Source organism: Rhodococcus sp. 7Tela_A2 (assembly GCF_049311045.1).
GTDB lineage: Bacteria > Actinomycetota > Actinomycetes > Mycobacteriales > Mycobacteriaceae > Rhodococcus.
Window position 1 is genome coordinate 1 of sequence record NZ_JAXION010000096.1, and the last position, 16,697, is coordinate 16,697.

Annotated in this window: 17 protein-coding genes and 1 pseudogene; 16 read left to right on the forward strand and 2 right to left on the reverse strand. The window is 69.2% G+C overall.

All coding sequences use genetic code 11. The annotated features are described in order from the left end of the window. From TVH25_RS16425 to TVH25_RS16460, 8 genes are all read left to right on the forward strand, one after another. Positions 1-1,464, forward strand: a 1,464-nt coding sequence (locus TVH25_RS16425) for a type VII secretion-associated protein (protein WP_422424841.1), incomplete at its 5' end; no start/stop codon positions are given. Between the two features lie 139 nt (positions 1,465-1,603). Continuing rightward, positions 1,604-1,969: a WXG100 family type VII secretion target gene (locus tag TVH25_RS16430; protein ID WP_296551762.1), complete on the forward strand. Its 366-nt coding sequence runs from the start codon at positions 1,604-1,606 to the stop codon at positions 1,967-1,969. A 36-nt stretch (positions 1,970-2,005) separates the two neighbouring features. Next, a complete protein-coding gene (locus tag TVH25_RS16435) occupies positions 2,006-2,311 on the forward strand; it encodes a WXG100 family type VII secretion target (protein WP_169619943.1) in 306 nt (101 codons plus the stop codon). A 258-nt stretch (positions 2,312-2,569) separates the two neighbouring features. After that, positions 2,570-3,013, forward strand: a complete 444-nt coding sequence (rplM, locus tag TVH25_RS16440; RefSeq protein WP_169619942.1) for a 50S ribosomal protein L13 — start codon at positions 2,570-2,572, stop codon at positions 3,011-3,013. Continuing rightward, complete coding sequence (gene rpsI, locus TVH25_RS16445; protein ID WP_169619941.1) at positions 3,010-3,525, forward strand: 30S ribosomal protein S9; 516 nt, start codon at positions 3,010-3,012, stop codon at positions 3,523-3,525. Before rplM ends, rpsI begins: the two co-directional genes overlap by 4 nt. 193 nt (positions 3,526-3,718) lie before the next feature. Next, entirely contained in the window at positions 3,719-5,059 is a 1,341-nt protein-coding gene (gene glmM, locus TVH25_RS16450) for a phosphoglucosamine mutase (protein WP_422424843.1), read from the forward strand. Between the two features lie 139 nt (positions 5,060-5,198). Next, complete coding sequence (locus tag TVH25_RS16455; protein ID WP_296551764.1) at positions 5,199-5,558, forward strand: hypothetical protein; 360 nt, start codon at positions 5,199-5,201, stop codon at positions 5,556-5,558. Continuing rightward, positions 5,555-6,931: a hypothetical protein gene (locus tag TVH25_RS16460; RefSeq protein ID WP_422424845.1), complete on the forward strand. Its 1,377-nt coding sequence runs from the start codon at positions 5,555-5,557 to the stop codon at positions 6,929-6,931. Before TVH25_RS16455 ends, TVH25_RS16460 begins: the two co-directional genes overlap by 4 nt. Positions 6,932-6,980: 49 nt before the next feature. Here the strand turns inward: TVH25_RS16460 and TVH25_RS16465 are convergent, their stop codons facing one another. Beyond that, positions 6,981-7,826, reverse strand: coding sequence for a dienelactone hydrolase family protein (locus TVH25_RS16465; protein WP_169619937.1), 846 nt, complete (start codon positions 7,824-7,826; stop codon positions 6,981-6,983). 161 nt (positions 7,827-7,987) lie between these two features. On the opposite strand from TVH25_RS16465, the gene glmS reads away from it, so the two are divergent. Genes glmS through tsaD form a run of 8 tightly spaced genes read left to right on the forward strand, consistent with a single transcriptional unit; the run spans position 7,988 to position 16,377 of the window. Further along, positions 7,988-9,853: a glutamine--fructose-6-phosphate transaminase (isomerizing) gene (gene glmS / locus TVH25_RS16470; RefSeq protein WP_422424846.1), complete on the forward strand. Its 1,866-nt coding sequence runs from the start codon at positions 7,988-7,990 to the stop codon at positions 9,851-9,853. Positions 9,854-9,897: 44 nt separating this feature from the next. Continuing rightward, on the forward strand, positions 9,898-11,367 hold the full coding sequence (locus TVH25_RS16475) for an NAD(P)H-hydrate dehydratase (protein WP_422424847.1): 1,470 nt from the start codon (positions 9,898-9,900) through the stop codon (positions 11,365-11,367). A 58-nt stretch (positions 11,368-11,425) separates the two neighbouring features. Further along, a complete protein-coding gene (gene alr / locus TVH25_RS16480; protein ID WP_422424848.1) occupies positions 11,426-12,607 on the forward strand; it encodes an alanine racemase in 1,182 nt (393 codons plus the stop codon). Further along, positions 12,604-13,662 (forward strand): alpha/beta fold hydrolase, encoded by a 1,059-nt coding sequence (locus TVH25_RS16485; protein WP_422424849.1) that lies wholly within the window; start codon positions 12,604-12,606, stop codon positions 13,660-13,662. Before alr ends, TVH25_RS16485 begins: the two co-directional genes overlap by 4 nt. After that, complete coding sequence (gene tsaE, locus TVH25_RS16490) at positions 13,655-14,137, forward strand: tRNA (adenosine(37)-N6)-threonylcarbamoyltransferase complex ATPase subunit type 1 TsaE (RefSeq protein WP_422424850.1); 483 nt, start codon at positions 13,655-13,657, stop codon at positions 14,135-14,137. Before TVH25_RS16485 ends, tsaE begins: the two co-directional genes overlap by 8 nt. A gap of 31 nt (positions 14,138-14,168) precedes the next feature. Beyond that, positions 14,169-14,834: a tRNA (adenosine(37)-N6)-threonylcarbamoyltransferase complex dimerization subunit type 1 TsaB gene (gene tsaB, locus TVH25_RS16495; protein ID WP_378529046.1), complete on the forward strand. Its 666-nt coding sequence runs from the start codon at positions 14,169-14,171 to the stop codon at positions 14,832-14,834. Further along, positions 14,831-15,313 (forward strand): ribosomal protein S18-alanine N-acetyltransferase, encoded by a 483-nt coding sequence (rimI, locus tag TVH25_RS16500; RefSeq protein ID WP_169619930.1) that lies wholly within the window; start codon positions 14,831-14,833, stop codon positions 15,311-15,313. Before tsaB ends, rimI begins: the two co-directional genes overlap by 4 nt. Before the next feature lie 35 nt (positions 15,314-15,348). Next, positions 15,349-16,377, forward strand: a complete 1,029-nt coding sequence (gene tsaD, locus TVH25_RS16505) for a tRNA (adenosine(37)-N6)-threonylcarbamoyltransferase complex transferase subunit TsaD (RefSeq protein WP_169620011.1) — start codon at positions 15,349-15,351, stop codon at positions 16,375-16,377. 16 nt (positions 16,378-16,393) lie between these two features. On the opposite strand, the pseudogene TVH25_RS16510 reads toward tsaD, so the two are convergent. Continuing rightward, positions 16,394-16,697, reverse strand: a pseudogene (locus tag TVH25_RS16510) (hypothetical protein); the annotation flags it as partial.

Here is a 16,697-nt window from a genome sequence, read left to right on the forward strand (position 1 = left end):
CTGCCGGGGTGGGTGCGGGGGAAATGGGGTGAGACGTCACGATCGGTACCCGCGGTCGCGGCTCGGTTCGGCGGCGGCTGGGTGTTCGGCGACTCGGCTCTCGACTCTCCGGACGCGATCGACGTCACCGACACGGTCGACGACCCCGCTGCGGTTGCCTCGCCGCGAACGGACGGCCACGAGCCAGGACCCGTGCTGACCGGACTCGTGCGCTATGCCGCCGCGGCCGTGGGTGCCCCATCGATGGTCGCGACAACCGTCGTGGTGCACCCGACGTGGTGGAACGAGCGTCGCCGCCGCCTACTGGACACGGCCGCGCGTCAGGTCGCGCACAACGTGCTGCTGGTTCCGGTTTCCGTTGCGGCATGTCGTGCCGCGCACCAAGGCGATGCCGAGCGGTACGTCGTGCTCGAGTTCGCCGAGCGAGGCGTCACCGCTGTATCGGTCACGCCGGGGTCGCGCGATGACGGTCCGGCGGTCGACCGGGTCGCCCGGAATCCGGAGATCCTGGTCGACGACCTCGTGGCGGCGGATGCAGGAGACACCGTGTCTGCGGAAGGGGCGGTCAGGTCGCTGATCGCAGCGGTGAACGACGGCCGGGAAGACTTCTGTGTCCTGGTCGTGACCGGTGCACCGGGCGAACCGGCGGGAGGGCCGGCGTGCGAGCAGATAGCGAACCGGATCGCCGGCACCGTCCCGACCGTGCCGGTGGCTGCCGCGGAGATGGTGGCGGCAGTGTCCGGCCGCCGCGTCCAGGGCACCGCCCCCGCCGAGACCGCCCCCGCCGAGACCGCCTCGACGGTGCCGTGGCTACACGAGGTACGGACACCGGGAACTCCTGCCACCCGCAACGGGCGAACCGCCAAAGTGATCCTCGCGGTGGTGAGCGTCGGTCTGCTCGCCGCGGTATCCCTGTGGGTCGGCGCCCCCGCGCCCTCCGGATCCGTGGCGGGTGCCGGGACGACCGGCGACGGCGCCGGTGCCACCGACAGCCCGGCCTCGGCCGCAGACCCGGATCTCTCACAGCCCGGCACGGGTCGGCCGGCTCGCTTCGAGATCGGGCCGGTGCGCCTCGACCTGCCCGGTTCCTGGCGCCTGCGAACGCCGGAATCGGCGGACTCGGGGCGTGCGGAACTCGTCCCGGCGTCGGGCACCGACCGGAGAATCGTGATCGTGCACAGCGTCCTGGCCGACGGCATGGACGAGCATGCCGTGGCCGCGGTGCTCGGGACACGGGCGGAGGAACGCGGCCGGGTGATTCGAAATATGGACGCCGACACCACATTCGCGGACCGGAGTGTGATCGCCTACACCGAAGTGCCCGACGACTTCTCCGAGGTTCGGTGGTCGGTCGTGGTCTTCCCGGGGTTGCAGGTCGCGGTGGGTTGCCAGTTCCTCGACGGTGAGTGGGCAGGGATCCGGCGCGAGTGCGAGCAGGCGGTGCACACCCTCCGGACCGGGTGAAGACACGCTGGAAAACGAATTCCGGATCCGAGGGAACCGCTCGGCCGGTTGCGGCGTCCAACCTTGTGTAGGCGCAATCCGGCTCAGACCAACTGGGGGGCTGAGACAGCCGGTGCGCGGAACGATCGAAGGAGCACTCGTGACCGAACCGTCGGCCGGAGCAGGGTCCGGCCACTCGAATGGCTTGAGCACAGATGTCGCAACCATGGAGGTGGTCGCGGGGCAACTTCAGGATTCTCGCAACGAACTCGTGGGGATTCTCCGAGTGCTCGGCGACGTCGTGCAGTCCGCACCGTCCGTGTGGCGAGGTGTGTCCGCCACGCGCTTCGCCGGAATCATGGAGCGCTGGAATGTCAACAATACCAACCTGACCGCCGCGCTCGACGAACTCGCGGAAGCGGTGCGGACCAGCGGCCGGTCCTACGACGCGACCGAACAGGAGAACGCACGGGCGCTCGGTGCCGTCGACCCCGGTGCCGGTTCCCTTCTCCGCGGTTCGTTCTGATCCCCGGTCCCGAATCCAGCTGAAGGAGAACGAACAGTGACAGTCGACGGTGGATCCGAGATCTTCCAGAATTTCGCGGGCGTCGCAGATCTGCACGCGCGTCTCGTCTCGGGCGAGAAGGCGATCAGGGACACGCTCGACCGGATCGAATCGCAGGTAGCGCCGCTGGTGGCCACGTGGAGCGGTGAGGCGCAGGCCGACTACGTCGCGACCCAGCAGCGGTGGAACCGGGCCGAAGCGGGCCTGATCCAGGTGCTGCAGGACATCGGCCGCATCGTGTCGAGCGGCAACGACGACATGCTGGCAACCGAACGGAGGAACCAGGCACGCTTCCCGGGGTGATACCCGGTGCGTCCGGTGGGTGCAGGGGGAGAACCCACGGCACTGCGTCCCGGTGGTGGAGAGGCCGCCGGGACGTTGTGCTGTCCGGGTGCGTTTTGACCTACCGGGCGCTGCGCCGGTAAAGTGGTTCCTCGGCGTGTCGTCCGTCGTCGTTGCCTTGTGCGCGGCGAACATCTCATCCCGGGTCTCAACTGGCCGCCGGGTGTGACCATCGGCGGCATGCGGGCCAGCAGCGAAAACGATAGACGAGGAAATTCTGTGTCTACGTACACACCGAAGGCCAGCGAGCTGACCCACGAGTGGCACGTCATCGACGCCACCGACGTGGTCCTCGGCCGCCTCGCGGTGCAGGCGGCGAACCTGCTCCGTGGCAAGCACAAGCCCACCTTTGCTCCGCACATGGACGGCGGTGATTTCGTCGTCATCATCAACGCCGACAAGGTCGCCATCTCCGGCAACAAGCGGACCGACAAGTTCCTGTACCACCACTCCGGTTACCCGGGTGGCCTGCGGGGTCGTTCGGTCGGCGAGGTTCTCGACAAGAACCCCGATCGTCTCGTGGAGAAGGCCGTCACCGGCATGCTCCCGAAGAACAAGCTCGGCCGCGCCATCGCCAAGAAGCTGAAGGTCTACGCGGGCCCGAACCATCCCCACGCCGCGCAGCAGCCGGTGCCGTTCGAGATCAAGCAGGTGGCACAGTGACGACGCCCGAGGAACAGAACGAGAACGTGACGAACGTCGAAGAGTTCGCCGACAACGTCGAGGTCGCTGCAGACGAGTACGTGGCCGAAGAGGCTGTTGCGGAGCCCGTGGCTCCGATCGTGCTCGACCGTCCGATCCAGACCGTCGGTCGCCGTAAGGAGGCCGTGGTCCGCGTGCGTCTGGTGCCCGGCTCCGGCAACTTCGTCCTCAACGGTCGCACCATTGAGGATTACTTCCCGAACAAGGTGCACCAGCAGCTCGTGAAGTCGCCGCTGGTGACCGTCGAGCGCCCCGAGGGCTTCGACATCCACGCTCGCCTGCATGGTGGCGGCCCGTCCGGCCAGGCCGGCGCGCTGCGTCTCGCCATCGCACGTGCACTCATCGAGGTCACTCCCGAGGATCGCCCCGCGCTCAAGCGCGCCGGCTTCCTCACGCGTGACCCGCGTGCCGTCGAGCGTAAGAAGTACGGCCTGAAGAAGGCCCGTAAGGCATCTCAGTACTCCAAGCGCTGATGTGTCGCCGACGCTGACCTGGTCAGCCTCGGCACTTGTTCGACCACGAGAGCAGGCGTCGGTAGAGATTCGCTACCGGCGCCTGCTTTCGTGCATTCTGTCTTCCGTCAGATTCCGGGGCCGGGTACGCCGTGCCGCGGAACAGGGGAGCATTGCGCGGTAGTGACCGCAGTGAATGGTGAGGGGCGTGTCTATGGGTCGGTTGTTCGGCACCGACGGAGTTCGAGGCTTGGCAAATGCCGAGCTGACGGTGGAGTTGGCATTGCGTCTGGCCGGTGGTGCTGCCGCGGTGCTGGCGCCGGTGGATTCCGGGCGACGGCCGGTGGCCGTCGTCGGCCGGGACCCACGCGCGAGCGGTGAGATGCTCGAGGCCGCCGTCACCGCTGGGCTCACCGCAGCCGGCGTCGATGTGCTGTCGGTGGGCGTGCAGCCCACTCCCGCAGTCGCGTACCTCACCGCCGCGTACGGCGCCGACCTCGGAGTGATGATCTCCGCGTCGCACAATCCCATGCCGGACAACGGCATCAAGATCTTCGCGGCGGGTGGGCACAAGCTCGAGGACTCGGTCGAAGACCGGATCGAAGCGGTACTCCAGGGCGAGAACGGATCACCGGCACGCCCCACCGGAGCAGGGATCGGACGCGTCCGGGTCGCCGAAGACGCCGTGGACCGTTATCTCGCGCACCTCGCGTCGACGATGCATCATCCCCTCACGGGTCTGACGGTTGTCGTCGACTGTGCGCACGGTGCGGCCTCACGCGTCGGCCCCGAAGCCTACGAGGCCGCCGGCGCGACTGTGATCGCAATCGGTGCGGAGCCCGACGGGCTCAACATCAATCTCGATTGCGGCTCGACACATCTCGAAGGCTTGCAGAAAGCCGTGTTGGAACACGGCGCGGATCTGGGTCTCGCTCACGACGGGGATGCCGACCGTTGCCTCGCGGTGGACGCGTCCGGTGCCGTCGTCGACGGCGACGCCATCATGGCGATCCTGGCGCTGAGCATGCACGAGTCGGGTGAACTGCGCGACGGCACGCTGGTCACGACGGTGATGAGCAACCTCGGCCTCCACCTCGCGATGAAGGACGCCGGAATTGCCGTCCGGACCGTCGGGGTCGGGGACCGCTACGTGCTCGAGGAACTGCGCCGCGGGGGATTCAGCCTCGGTGGCGAACAGTCCGGGCACATCGTTCTCCCCGCTCACGGCACGACCGGCGACGGCGTGCTGACGGGACTGCGGCTCATGGAACGGATCGCCGCGACCGGACGCTCGCTCACCGAACTGGCGTCGGTGATGACCATCCTCCCGCAGGTGCTCGTCAACGTCCGGGTGAGCGACAAGGCGGCGGTGTCGAACGATCCCGCTGTCGCGAGCGCCGTCGCCGAAGTGGAGCGTGAACTCGGCGAGACCGGACGCGTGCTGCTGCGGCCCTCCGGGACAGAGCAACTCGTCCGCGTCATGGTCGAGGCCGCCGACGACAGCCATGCCCGCGCTCTCGCCGACCGGCTGGCCGGAGTCGTGGCGGGCGTCTGACGCCAGGACAGCCCCTCATCCGGTCCCCGCTGGGACCGTATCGGCACCACGCCCCCTCCCGACCCCTCCACGATGAGGGAACCGGAGGGGGCGTCGCTGCGTCCAACCCTGCGAACGCAGTGCGGGGGAGGGGCGGGACATGGCAGCACCACGGGATCGTGTGCGATTCGACGAGCAGGGCGTCACGTCGATAGCGGGTCGATTGGCGAGATCCGCGGACGACACCGATCACGAATGCCGTCATGTGCTGGGAAACCTCGAGTTCGGTCCACGCACAGCCGGCGAGCACTACCGCAATTGTGGCGCCGTCGTCGAAGACGGATACCGGCGAGTGCGCCGGGCCTGTGACGAGTGGGTGGCGACGGTGAACGCACACGTGGATGCGCTGCGCACCGCAGCCGACCATTACACCGAGCGCGATGCGGCGACAGCGGACGATCTGGCCCGTGTGCCGGGCCCGGATACCCTCCGGGGCGATCCCGGCCGCTGGTCACGATGACGCCGGCACCCGACCCGGCCCGCATCCTCGAGACGGGCGCCGGCGGTCTGACGTTCTTCGCCGACTACCTCCCCTGTGCGCATCAGCTGGGCATCGCGTCTTCCGTCACGGCCGAGTCGCTGCGGGAGAGGTACGACGAACAGCGCGGCCTCGATCTCGCCACGCTCGTCGCCGACGCCTCGGATCTTGCTCGGCTCGCCTGTCTGCTCGGCGGGCATGTCGAGGATCAGAGCGGTCACGTGCGTGGCCTGCCGCGAGTCTGGCAGGGACGTGCCGCCGACACCGCCCGGTCGCGCCTGGACGCCGTCGTCGGCCAGGGGTGGGCACTGCAGAGCGGGGTGGACGCGCTCTCGCGTGCTCTCGCCACCGCTGCGTCAGACATCGCTGCGATCGTCGGCGACAAGGCGCGCGTCGTCGGCGCGCTCGAGGGACGCCTCGTCGGCGGACGTACTGCCGACGAAGTCCGGGTGATTGTTGCCGGCGCGTCGGGCGGGTCCGGCGGTCCCACTCCGGATCAGGTGGCGGGCTGGTTTCCTCCCGTCGATCGCGTGTCAGGCGACCCGGCTGCCACGGCGGAGTCGTGCTCGCGATGGCTACGCGAGACGTTCACCCCGGAGTTCGGCGCTGCGATCGACGGTGTGCTGCGAGTCTGTGACGATACCGATCGAACGATCAGATCTGTATTCGACTCTCTGGCAGCATCATTCGCCAGTATCGAAGACCTCGGTGGGGTGGGAGCCGCGTTCGGCGGGTCGGTGCCGGGCAGTATCCGATCGGGCTTCGCTCCGAACGTGCCGCCGTCGGGGGATGACGGGAGCGACCCGGTACGAGCAGGAGTAGATCTCGTCGTCGCGGCAGCGGGTCTCGCCGGTGCCGTACTCGACCTGGCCGGATCGGGAGTGCGGGCCGCGACCGCGATGCTCGACGCCGCCACGGATGCCGCGATGTCGCCCGGCGCCACACCCCCCGCCGCGCCTCCCGATGCGGAGCCGTCCGTGCCAGGCTCAGCAACGCCGACGACCCGATCCGACGGGGAAACAGAGCCGTCCGGCAGATCCGAGGAACCGTCGGCGTCGAACCTGGTGCCGCTGGAACCAGTGGTGAACGCGTCCCCCGATCAATTGCCGACCGAGCACCCGAGCGGGGTCGCCACACCTGTGGGCAATTCGCCACCGGAGCCGGTGGGTGACGAGATCCACCCATCCGGAACGCCCGCAAGTGGCATCCCACCGGTGGCCGTTCCGCGCGGGTCCGGCCGCCGCGACACCTCGACATCTCCCCCTGCGCCGGCCGTTGCCGAGACGGATCGGGCGAGCCGGCAACCCGGTGACTCCCACGGTGGGGTGGTACTTGCCGAAGCCGGGCCGCTCTGACACCCGGGGAAAGGCGCAGTCGCCGTGGGCGATCGCGCGTCGAGCAGGATCAGCGTCCGAGAAGAAGATTGATCTGGCTGCCGAGTTCGCGGTCGATGGAGTTGGGGTCGGTGAGCGCGATGGAGCCCGGAATCTCGGCGGTCGGGTCGGAGAAGGCCGCGTAGGTCTTGTCCCCGTTCAGCCGGTGGAGCAGGAAACCGGTGAGCAGCGAGCGGGTGTGCTGCTGTGTGCGTCGCTCGTTCCCACCGATGCCGAGAGCGGCGAGCATGCGACGGCCCTCGGCGAGACCGTTGTCGTCGGACTTCTCCACGACGCGCAGTTGCACGTCGCCGCCCCACGATGCGGCCACCGCTGCCGCGTCGCTGGTCATCGACCCGACGCTCTTCTCGCCGACGAGGACCAGACCGGGAGCGGTGACCTGCGCCGCGGCGTCCGACGCACGCGGTGAGGTCGGTGCCGGGTAGAGCGATGCGACCGCAGCCACCTCGCGGCGCGCGGCAGCCAGCACTGCGGCGCCCGCACCGAACCCGTGGCCGACGAACGCGAGACGGTCCGGATGGACGCTGATGCGTCCCGTGCCGAGTCGCACGCCGAGGCAGATGTCGAGTGTGGTGTGCAGGTCGGTGGCGAGCCCCACAGCCGACGGGACCGGGCCGCGTTCGGTGCTGGGAGCCCCGACGACGATGCCCCACGACGCGAGATGCTCGAACAGTGCTGTGTACTTGCCTACATTCGTGAGCCAGCCGTGCCCGAACGCCACTGCCGGAAGGTTGAACCCTTCGGCGGGGGTATAGACCACGCCGGGTTGTCCCGCGAGCGCCAGGTCGCCGCGCAGCACCGAGTGCGGACCGCGCTTGGACAGTTCCTTAGCCAGGGATTTCGGGTTCGCCGCCACGGCGTGAACGTTAGCGGATACGCCGCGGAGGCGGGTCCGGTGTGCCCGTGACGTGCGTGTCGCGCGAAGTCGGTGCGCGTCGTGCCCGGGTAGCTGCCCGCGGGCGGCCGAGTTCCCGATGAGTTGCGGTCGTCCAGCCCGCGACCAGTACCCTGCTAACCATGTGCGGAATCGTGGGGTATGTCGGGCACCGTCGTGCTCTCGACGTCGTAGTCGAAGCGCTGCGGCGGATGGAGTACCGGGGTTACGACTCGGCCGGAATCGCCATTCTCGACGGTCGAGGCGGATTGGCAGTGGAGAGAAAGGCCGGGCGTCTGGCCAACCTCGAGGCCGAACTCGCCGAGATCGGGGAGGACCACTTCGCAGGCACCGCCGGAATGGGCCACACCCGATGGGCGACACACGGCCGCCCCACCGACCGCAACGCGCACCCGCACCGGGACGTGACCGGCAAGGTCGCCGTCGTGCACAACGGCATCATCGAGAACTTCGCACCGCTGCGCGAAGAACTCGAGAAGGACGGCGTGGAGCTGGCCAGCGACACCGACACCGAGGTCACCGTGCACCTCGTGGCCCGTGCCTACGCCGAAGGCCCGACCGCCGGGGACTTCGTGGAAAGTGTGCGCAGCGTGCTGCGCCGCCTCGAAGGTGCGTTCACACTCGTCTTCACCCATGCCGACCATCCCGGCACGATCGTCGCCGCTCGACGCTCGACACCGCTGGTCGTCGGCGTCGGGGACGGCGAGATGTTCGTCGCCTCCGATGTAGCCGCGTTCATCGAGTTCACCCGCGACGCCGTCGAACTGGGCCAGGACCAGGTCGTCGTCATCACCGCGGACTCGTACGAGGTCACCGACTTCGACGGCAACACCGGTGTACGCACCCAGCCGTTCACCATCGACTGGGATCTCGCCGCCGCCGAGAAGGGCGGCCACGACTACTTCATGCTCAAGGAGATCGAGGAACAGCCCGGCGCGGTGGCCGACACCCTGCGCGGGCACTTCGTCGACAACCGCATCGTGCTCGACGAGCAGCGGCTCTCCGATCAGGAACTGCGCGACATCGACAAGGTGTTCGTCGTCGCGTGCGGCAGTTCCTACCATTCCGGTCTCGTCGCGAAGTATGCGATCGAGCACTGGACCCGCCTGCCCGTCGAGGTGGAACTGGCTTCCGAGTTCCGGTACCGCGACCCGGTGCTGGACCGTTCGACGCTGGTGGTCGCCATTTCGCAGTCCGGGGAGACCGCCGACACCCTCGAAGCGGTGCGGCACGCCAAGGACCAGAAGGCTCGTGTGCTCGCGGTGTGCAACACCAACGGTGCGCAGATCCCGCGTGAGGCGGACGCGGTGTTGTACACCCGTACCGGTCCGGAGATCGGGGTGGCGTCGACGAAGGCGTTCCTGGCGCAGATGGCCGCGAACTACCTGGTCGGCTTGGCTTTGGCGCAGGCCCGGGGCACGAAGTATCCCGACGAGGTGGCACGCGAGTACGAGGATCTGGCGGCGATGCCGGAGAAGATCGCACAGGTGCTCGAGGGTATGGATTCGGTCCGGCAACTCGCGCGGGACCTGTCGGCCTCGCCGGCGGTGCTGTTCCTGGGCCGGCACGTCGGGTATCCGGTGGCGCTCGAAGGCGCTCTCAAACTCAAGGAACTGGCGTACATGCACGCCGAGGGGTTCGCGGCCGGTGAACTCAAGCACGGTCCGATCGCGCTGATCGAGGACGGTCTGCCCGTGATCGTGGTGATGCCGTCGCCGAAGGGCCGCGCGGTGCTGCACAGCAAGTTGCTCAGCAACATCCGGGAGATCCAGGCGCGTGGCGCGGTGACCGTGGTGATCGCGGAGGAGGGCGACGAGACCGTGCGCCCGTTCGCCGACCATCTCGTCGAGATCCCGTCGGCGCCGTCGTTGCTGCAGCCGTTGTTGTCGACGGTGCCGTTGCAGGTGTTCGCGGCCGAGGTCGCGCAGGCACGCGGGTACGACGTCGACAAGCCCCGTAACCTCGCGAAATCCGTCACGGTCGAATAACCCGGACCACGCCGCCGGGCGGCACGAGGCTCCCAGGAGGGGCGATGCGCAGCTACTACCCGTGCGAGGCGGTGCGAGCCGCGGAGGCGCCGCTGCTGGCCTCGCTGCCGGAGGGCACGCTGATGCGCCGGGCGGCGCTCGGTCTGGCGACCGTCGCCGCGGTGGAACTGCGTGCCGTCACCGGGGGAGTCGCCGGGAGACGGGTTGTTCTGCTCGTCGGGTCCGGCGACAACGGCGGGGACGCCCTGTGGGCCGGGTCGTTCCTCCGTCGGCGTGGCTGCGCGGTGACCGCACTGCTCCTCGATCCGGACCGTGCGCACCCCGCCGGTCTCGCCGCACTGAAGGCCGCCGGGGGTCGTGCCGTGCCGGCCCGGCCCGAACATCTCGGTGACCCCGACCTGGTGCTCGACGGCATCGTCGGAATCTCCGGTCGCGGCCCACTGCGTCCCGCCGCCGCCGACATCGTCGACGCGATCACCGCCCCGATCGTCGCGGTGGACACGCCGAGCGGCGTCGACCCCGACACCGGCGCCGTGGACGGCCCGGCGGTGAGCGCAACCGTGACCGTCGCGTTCGGGGCCCTCAAACCGGTCCACGCACTCGCGTCACCCCGGTGCGGCCGGGTCGAACTCGTCGACATCGGACTCGAACTCCCCGAATCCCGCCTGATCGCTGCCGAGGCCGCCGAGGTGGGAGCCATCTGGCCGGTACCGGGCCCGGACGACGACAAGTACAGCCAGGGCGTAGTCGGTGTCTCCGCGGGCAGCGCGAAGTACCCCGGGGCAGCGGTCCTGTGTGCGGTGGCCGCCGTCGCCGCGACCTCCGGCATGGTCCGCTACGCCGGTTCCGCGTCGGCCGAAGTTCTTGCCCATCGCCCCGAAGTGGTGGCCGCACCCTCGGCCGCGGAGGCCGGTCGCGTGCAGGCCTGGGTCGTGGGCCCGGGCGGCGGCACGGGCACCGAGGCCGCCGAGACCCTCCGGGCAATTCTGGCCACCGATCTGCCGGTCCTGGTCGACGCCGATGGGCTGACCGTGCTCGCGCGCAACCCGGACCTGGTTCGGGGACGTGCCGCCCCGACCCTGCTCACTCCTCACGCGGGTGAGTTCGCACGGCTCACCGGGGCACGACCCGAACCGGACCGGGTCGCAGCGGTACGCACACTCGCCGCGGAGTGGGGCGTCCATGTCCTGCTCAAGGGGCACGTGACACTGATCGCACGGCCCGACGGCCGGGTGTTCGTCAACGACGCCGGAGGGTCCTGGGCCTCGACGGCGGGCGCCGGTGACGTGCTGTCCGGAACGATCGGCGCGCTGCTGTCGTCGGGGATGCCCGTCGATCTCGCCGCTGCCGCCGGTGCTCGGGCACATGCGTTGGCCGCCAACCTCGCTGCTTCCGGCGGCACGCCCGGGGTAGGCCTGCAAGCAGCGTCGGCGGCGCCGGTGTCGGCGAGTGCGATCCTCGCCTCGCTGCACGACGCCGTGCGGTTGCTCCGTACCTATATGCCCGAATCGTGACCGGACGCGCCGGACCACGGCGTCCGTACAAAAACGGGCAGTGGCAGGATCGAGAGACGTGACCACGACCCAGCACACCCTGCCTTCAGCCCGAAACGCCCGCCCTCAAGCCGAGGCGGTCATCGATCTGGACGCGGTCGCCGAGAACGTTCGGCGGCTCCGGGAGTTCGCCGGGGACGCTGCCGTCATGGCGGTGGTCAAGGCCGACGCCTACAACCACGGAGCCGTGCCCGTCGCGAAGGCTGCGCTCGCCGCCGGCGCCCGTGAACTCGGGGTCACCACACTCGGTGAAGCCATCGAACTGCGTGCCGCCGGAATCGAGGCGCCGGTGCTGTCCTGGCTCCACGCCTCCGACGCGGACTTCGCACCCGCCATCGTGGCGAACGTCGAACTCGGCGTCTCCTCGCCCCGCCACCTCGAGTCGATCGTCGCAGCGGCGCATTCCACCGGGACGACGGCGTCGATCGCGGTGAAGGTCGACACCGGACTCAACCGCAACGGCGTCGCCCCCGACGAGTGGGACGTGTTCGTCGACGATCTTGCGCGCGCCCAGGCCGAGGGGTCGGTGCGGCTGCGTGGTGTGTTCTCCCACCTCGCGCACGGGGACGAACCCGAGCACCGCGTCAACGACGAGCAGCGCGACCGTCTGAAGGAGGCGGTCGCAGATCTGCGACGCCGGTCGTTGTCTCCGGAGGTAGTGCACCTGGCGAACTCCGCTGCCACGCTCACCCGCCCTGACCTGCGATTCGATATGGTTCGGCCCGGAATTGCGATGTACGGTCTGACACCCATTCCGGAACGCGGTGACTTCGGGTTCCGTCCGGTGATGACAGTACGGACGAAGGTGATTCTGGTGAAGAATGTTCGAGCAGGGACGGGCGTGTCGTACGGGCACAGCTGGATCGCTCCCACCGACACGACGGTGGCACTTCTGCCGATGGGATACGCCGACGGCATCCGCCGCAATCTCAGCGGGCGGATCGAGGTGCAGCTCGGCGGCCGGCGGCGGCCGCAGATCGGCCGGATCTGCATGGACCAGGTCGTCGTCGACCTCGGCCCGGACGGTGCCGGAGTAAACGAAGGTGACGAGGCGTTCTTCTTCGGTGACGGTCGTCACGGTGAGCCCGGAGCACAGGATTGGGCCGAGAAGCTCGACACGATCAACTACGAGATCGTCACGGGCATCGGCGGGCGCACCGTGCGAACCTACGTCGGGGGCGAAGGGAGCGTGACGCCATGACGGTCTTGGGCCGAATGGGCATGCTCGGGTCCAGCCTGATCACACTCGCCTCCTCGGCCGGCCTCTACGCGGTACGTACCGCGGGAATGCCCGCCCACGAACTCTACGAGGACGAAGATTTCGACGCGATCCTGCGGCTGCCGAAACGGGTGATCCACACCGAAGACGACGTCTCGCTCGTCGTCCGGGAGGCCGGATCGCCGTTCGCGCCGCTCACCGTGGTTTTTGTGCACGGCTACTGCCTGCGCATGCAGTCGTGGCACTTGCAGTACCGGCACATCGCCGAGCGCTGGGGCCGCGACGTGCGGATGGTCTTCGTCGACCAGCGGGGGCACGGTGAGTCGGGTGCCTCGGGGTCGAAGACGTGCACCATCGCCCAACTGGGCCGCGACCTCGGACGTGTCATCGACGCCACAGCCCCGGCCGGGCCGGTGGTCGTGGTGGGACATTCGATGGGTGGGATGACCACCATCGCGCTGGCGGCGCAGCGCCCCGAACTGTTCGGGCCGCGGGTCGTGGCAGTGGGATTGCTCGCCACCACCGCAGCCGGGCTCAGCAAGAGCGGGATCGGGCGCAACCTCGACAACCCGGTCATCGACGCCTTTCGGTACGCCGCACGCACGGCGCCGGGTTTCGTGCAGCAGGCGCGAGGCATGGCGCGGGCGATCGTGTCACCGATCCTGCGGGCCGCGTCGTACGGCACCGTGGTCAGCCCGCGTCTGGTCCGGTTCTCCGACCGGATGCTCGACGAGACGCCCGTCCTCACCATCGTGAACTTCCTGCGCACACTCGAGCTGCACGACGAGTCCGCAGCGCTGCCGGTGCTCGGCACCGTGCCGGTTCTGGTGCTGTCGGGGGACGCCGACATGGTGATTCCCTATGCGAGTTCCGAGGATCTCGCCGAGGCGCTGCCCGACGTCGAACTCAAGCGGGTGCGCGGTGCAGGCCACCTCGTGCAGCTCGAATTCCCCGAAGTTGTCAACCGGGCGGTGGACCGCCTGATCCAGCGCGGTTTCGCGCACGACGTATCGACCAGGCGGTCCGCAATTGTCTGACGACCAGACCCGGGACACCGGGTCACGAAGCATCGAACTCGAGACCGTCGAGGACACGGAAGCGTTCGGCAGGCGGCTCGCTGCCGACCTGCACGCCGGGGATCTCGTGGTCCTCGACGGCCCTCTCGGCGCGGGGAAGACCGCGCTCACCCGCGGAATCGCCGCCGGTCTCGGGGTTCAGGGACGCGTGACGTCGCCGACCTTCGTGATCGCCCGCGAACACCGCCCCGGCAGCGCCGACGGCCGGCCGCCGGTCGGCCTGGTGCACGTCGACGCGTACCGGCTCGGCAACGGTCCAGGGGCACTCGACGAACTCGATGCGCTCGACCTGGACACCGATCTGGCGGATGCGGTGGTGGTCGTGGAATGGGGCGAGGGACTCGTCGAGAAGCTCACCGACCGGCATCTGCGTGTGCGTCTGCGCAGGGATCCCGACAGCGACGTCCGCCGGGCGGAGTGGGGCTGGGTGGGCTGACGGACTCGAACGGCGGGTACGCTGGTACATCGTGCTCGTGCTCGCCGTCGATACCGCAACCCCCGCCGTGACCTCCGGACTCGTCCGTCTCGGCGGCGGCGCCCGTCCCGAGACCCTGGCGTCGCGCGTCACGGACAACCCTCGCGCGCACGCGGAGGTACTCACTCCCCAGATTCTCGAATGCCTCGCCGACGCGGGACACACACCGGCAGAACTCGACGCGATCGTCGTCGGCGTCGGGCCCGGCCCGTTCACCGGGCTGCGCGTCGGCATGGTGACAGCCGCCGCGTTCGGCGACGCCCTGGGCATTCCCGTGTACGGAGTGTGCACACTCGACGCGATCGCCGCCGATGTCCGTCGTCTCGACGGTGACGTCGACGGCGGAGACCTGCTCGTCGTCACCGACGCCCGTCGCCGGGAGATCTATTGGGCGCGGTACAAGCAGGATCAGCGTGTCGAGGGCCCCGAAGTTCGTAAACCGGCCGAGGTCACCGCGGAGCCGTCGGTGCGAGTCGCCGGTTCGGCGCCGCACGCCGCGCTGTTCGACGTGCCCACGGTGGACGTGCAGACACCGTCCCCGGCCGGTCTGGTGGCAGTGGCCGCGGAGGCGATCGGCTCCGGCGCGACCCCCGATCCGCTGGTGCCGATGTATCTGCGCCGTCCCGACGCGGTGGAGACTGCGGACCGGCGAGCATGACTCGCACGACGATCGACGCATTGCGGCCCGAGGACGCCGACCGTTGTGCGGAACTCGAAACGATCTTGTTTCCCGGTGACGGTCCGTGGAGTGCGGCCGCGTTCCGGTCCGCACTGGCGTCGCCGAACAATCATTACGTCGCCGCTCGGGACGCCGACGGACGGGTCCTGGGGTATGCCGGACTCGCTCGCCTGGGTCCGGCCGTCTTCCCCGAATCCGAAGTCCACACCATCGGCGTGGATCCCGCTGCGCGCCGGCAGGGCATCGGCGGCGCACTGCTCGCGAACCTGCTCGCGGCCGCCGATCGGTGGGGCGGCCCGGTGTTCCTCGAAGTGCGTACCGACAACGACGCCGCGATCGCCCTGTACCGGCGTGAGGGCTTCGAGATCGTCGGAACCCGAAAGAACTACTACCAGCCGAGCGGCGCCGACGCGTACACCATGAAGCGTCCGGATCCGCGAGAGGAGCGACAACCGTGACCACGGTGAGCGCACTGCCGAAGAATCCCATCGTGATGGGTATCGAGAGTTCGTGCGACGAGACCGGTGTCGGAATCGTGCGGTGGACCGGTGACGGCACCCTCGAACTTCTCGCCGACGAAGTCGCCTCGAGCGTGGACGAGCATGCCCGGTTCGGGGGAGTGGTTCCGGAGATCGCGTCCAGGGCGCATCTCGAAGCGATGGTGCCGACGATGCGACGTGCGCTCGCCGCGGCCGGGATCGACAGGCCCGACGCGGTGTGCGTCACCATCGGACCTGGTCTCGCCGGTGCGCTGCTCGTCGGAGTGGCCGCCGCCAAGGCATACGCGGCAGCGTGGGACGTGCCCTTCTACGCGATCAACCATCTCGGTGGCCACGTCGCGGTGGACACCCTCGAGCACGGACCGATGCCGCCGTGCATTGCTCTGCTCGTCTCGGGCGGGCACACGCACCTGCTCCATGTCGAGGACATCGGCAAGCCCATCGTGGAACTCGGCACGACTGTAGACGACGCAGCAGGTGAAGCGTTCGACAAGGTGGCCCGGTTGCTCGGTCTCGGTTATCCCGGCGGACCCGAAGTGGATCGGCTCGCCAGAGAAGGCGATCGCACGGCGGTGGTGTTCCCCCGCGGGATGACCGGGTCACGCGACTCCCGCCACGACTTCTCGTTCTCCGGGCTGAAGACGGCCGTCGCGCGCTTCGTCGAGGCGAAACAGCGTGCGGGTGAACCTGTTCCGGTCGCCGACGTCGCCGCGGGTTTCCAGGAGGCGGTGGCCGATGTGCTCACCATGAAGGCCGTCCGGGCCGCGAAGGATCTCGGTGTCGACACCCTCGTGCTCGGTGGCGGGGCGACAGCGAACAGCCGGCTGCGGGAACTGGCCGAAGAGCGTTGCGCGGCAGCCGGTATGACGCTGCGGGTGCCCCGGCCGAAACTCTGCACGGACAACGGTGTGATGATCGCAGCGCTCGGCGCGCACTTGATCGCCGGCGGCGCGGCACCGTCCTCGCTGGGTGCGGCCACCGATCCCGGCCTGCCGGTGTCCGTGTCGCAGGTCTCCGCCTGACCGTCCCCGCGCGGCGTCAGCCGCCGGTGTCGGCGTTCTCCGGAGGGATGACGACGGTGCCGGTCTCGCCCGAGAGCGGCGTCCCGGGCGCGACGGCCGGTGCGCCCTCTGTCGTCGTAGGCGCCGGCGACGGAGCGATCCCCGGGTTGGACGGTTCCGTACCCGGTTGATCGCTCGGTTCCGGTGACACCGGAATCGGACTCGTGGTGTCCGGAAGTGTGGTGTCGTCGGGCCCCGGTGTGGTCGACGGGTCCGGTGTGGTGCTCGACGGCGGCGCAGTGGTGGTGTCGCGATCGGGGAAGGTCTCGTCGGGCGAGACC

Coding starts and splice junctions, on each gene's coding strand:
- glmM (WP_422424843.1), top strand. CDS start 3,719: ATGGGTCGGTTGTTCGGCACCGACGGAGTTCGAGGCTTGGCAAATGCC.
- rimI (WP_169619930.1), top strand. CDS start 14,831: ATGACTCGCACGACGATCGACGCATTGCGGCCCGAGGACGCCGACCGT.
- TVH25_RS16475 (WP_422424847.1), top strand. CDS start 9,898: ATGCGCAGCTACTACCCGTGCGAGGCGGTGCGAGCCGCGGAGGCGCCG.
- TVH25_RS16485 (WP_422424849.1), top strand. CDS start 12,604: ATGACGGTCTTGGGCCGAATGGGCATGCTCGGGTCCAGCCTGATCACA.
- glmS (WP_422424846.1), top strand. CDS start 7,988: ATGTGCGGAATCGTGGGGTATGTCGGGCACCGTCGTGCTCTCGACGTC.
- tsaD (WP_169620011.1), top strand. CDS start 15,349: ATGGGTATCGAGAGTTCGTGCGACGAGACCGGTGTCGGAATCGTGCGG.
- TVH25_RS16460 (WP_422424845.1), top strand. CDS start 5,555: ATGACGCCGGCACCCGACCCGGCCCGCATCCTCGAGACGGGCGCCGGC.
- TVH25_RS16455 (WP_296551764.1), top strand. CDS start 5,199: ATGGCAGCACCACGGGATCGTGTGCGATTCGACGAGCAGGGCGTCACG.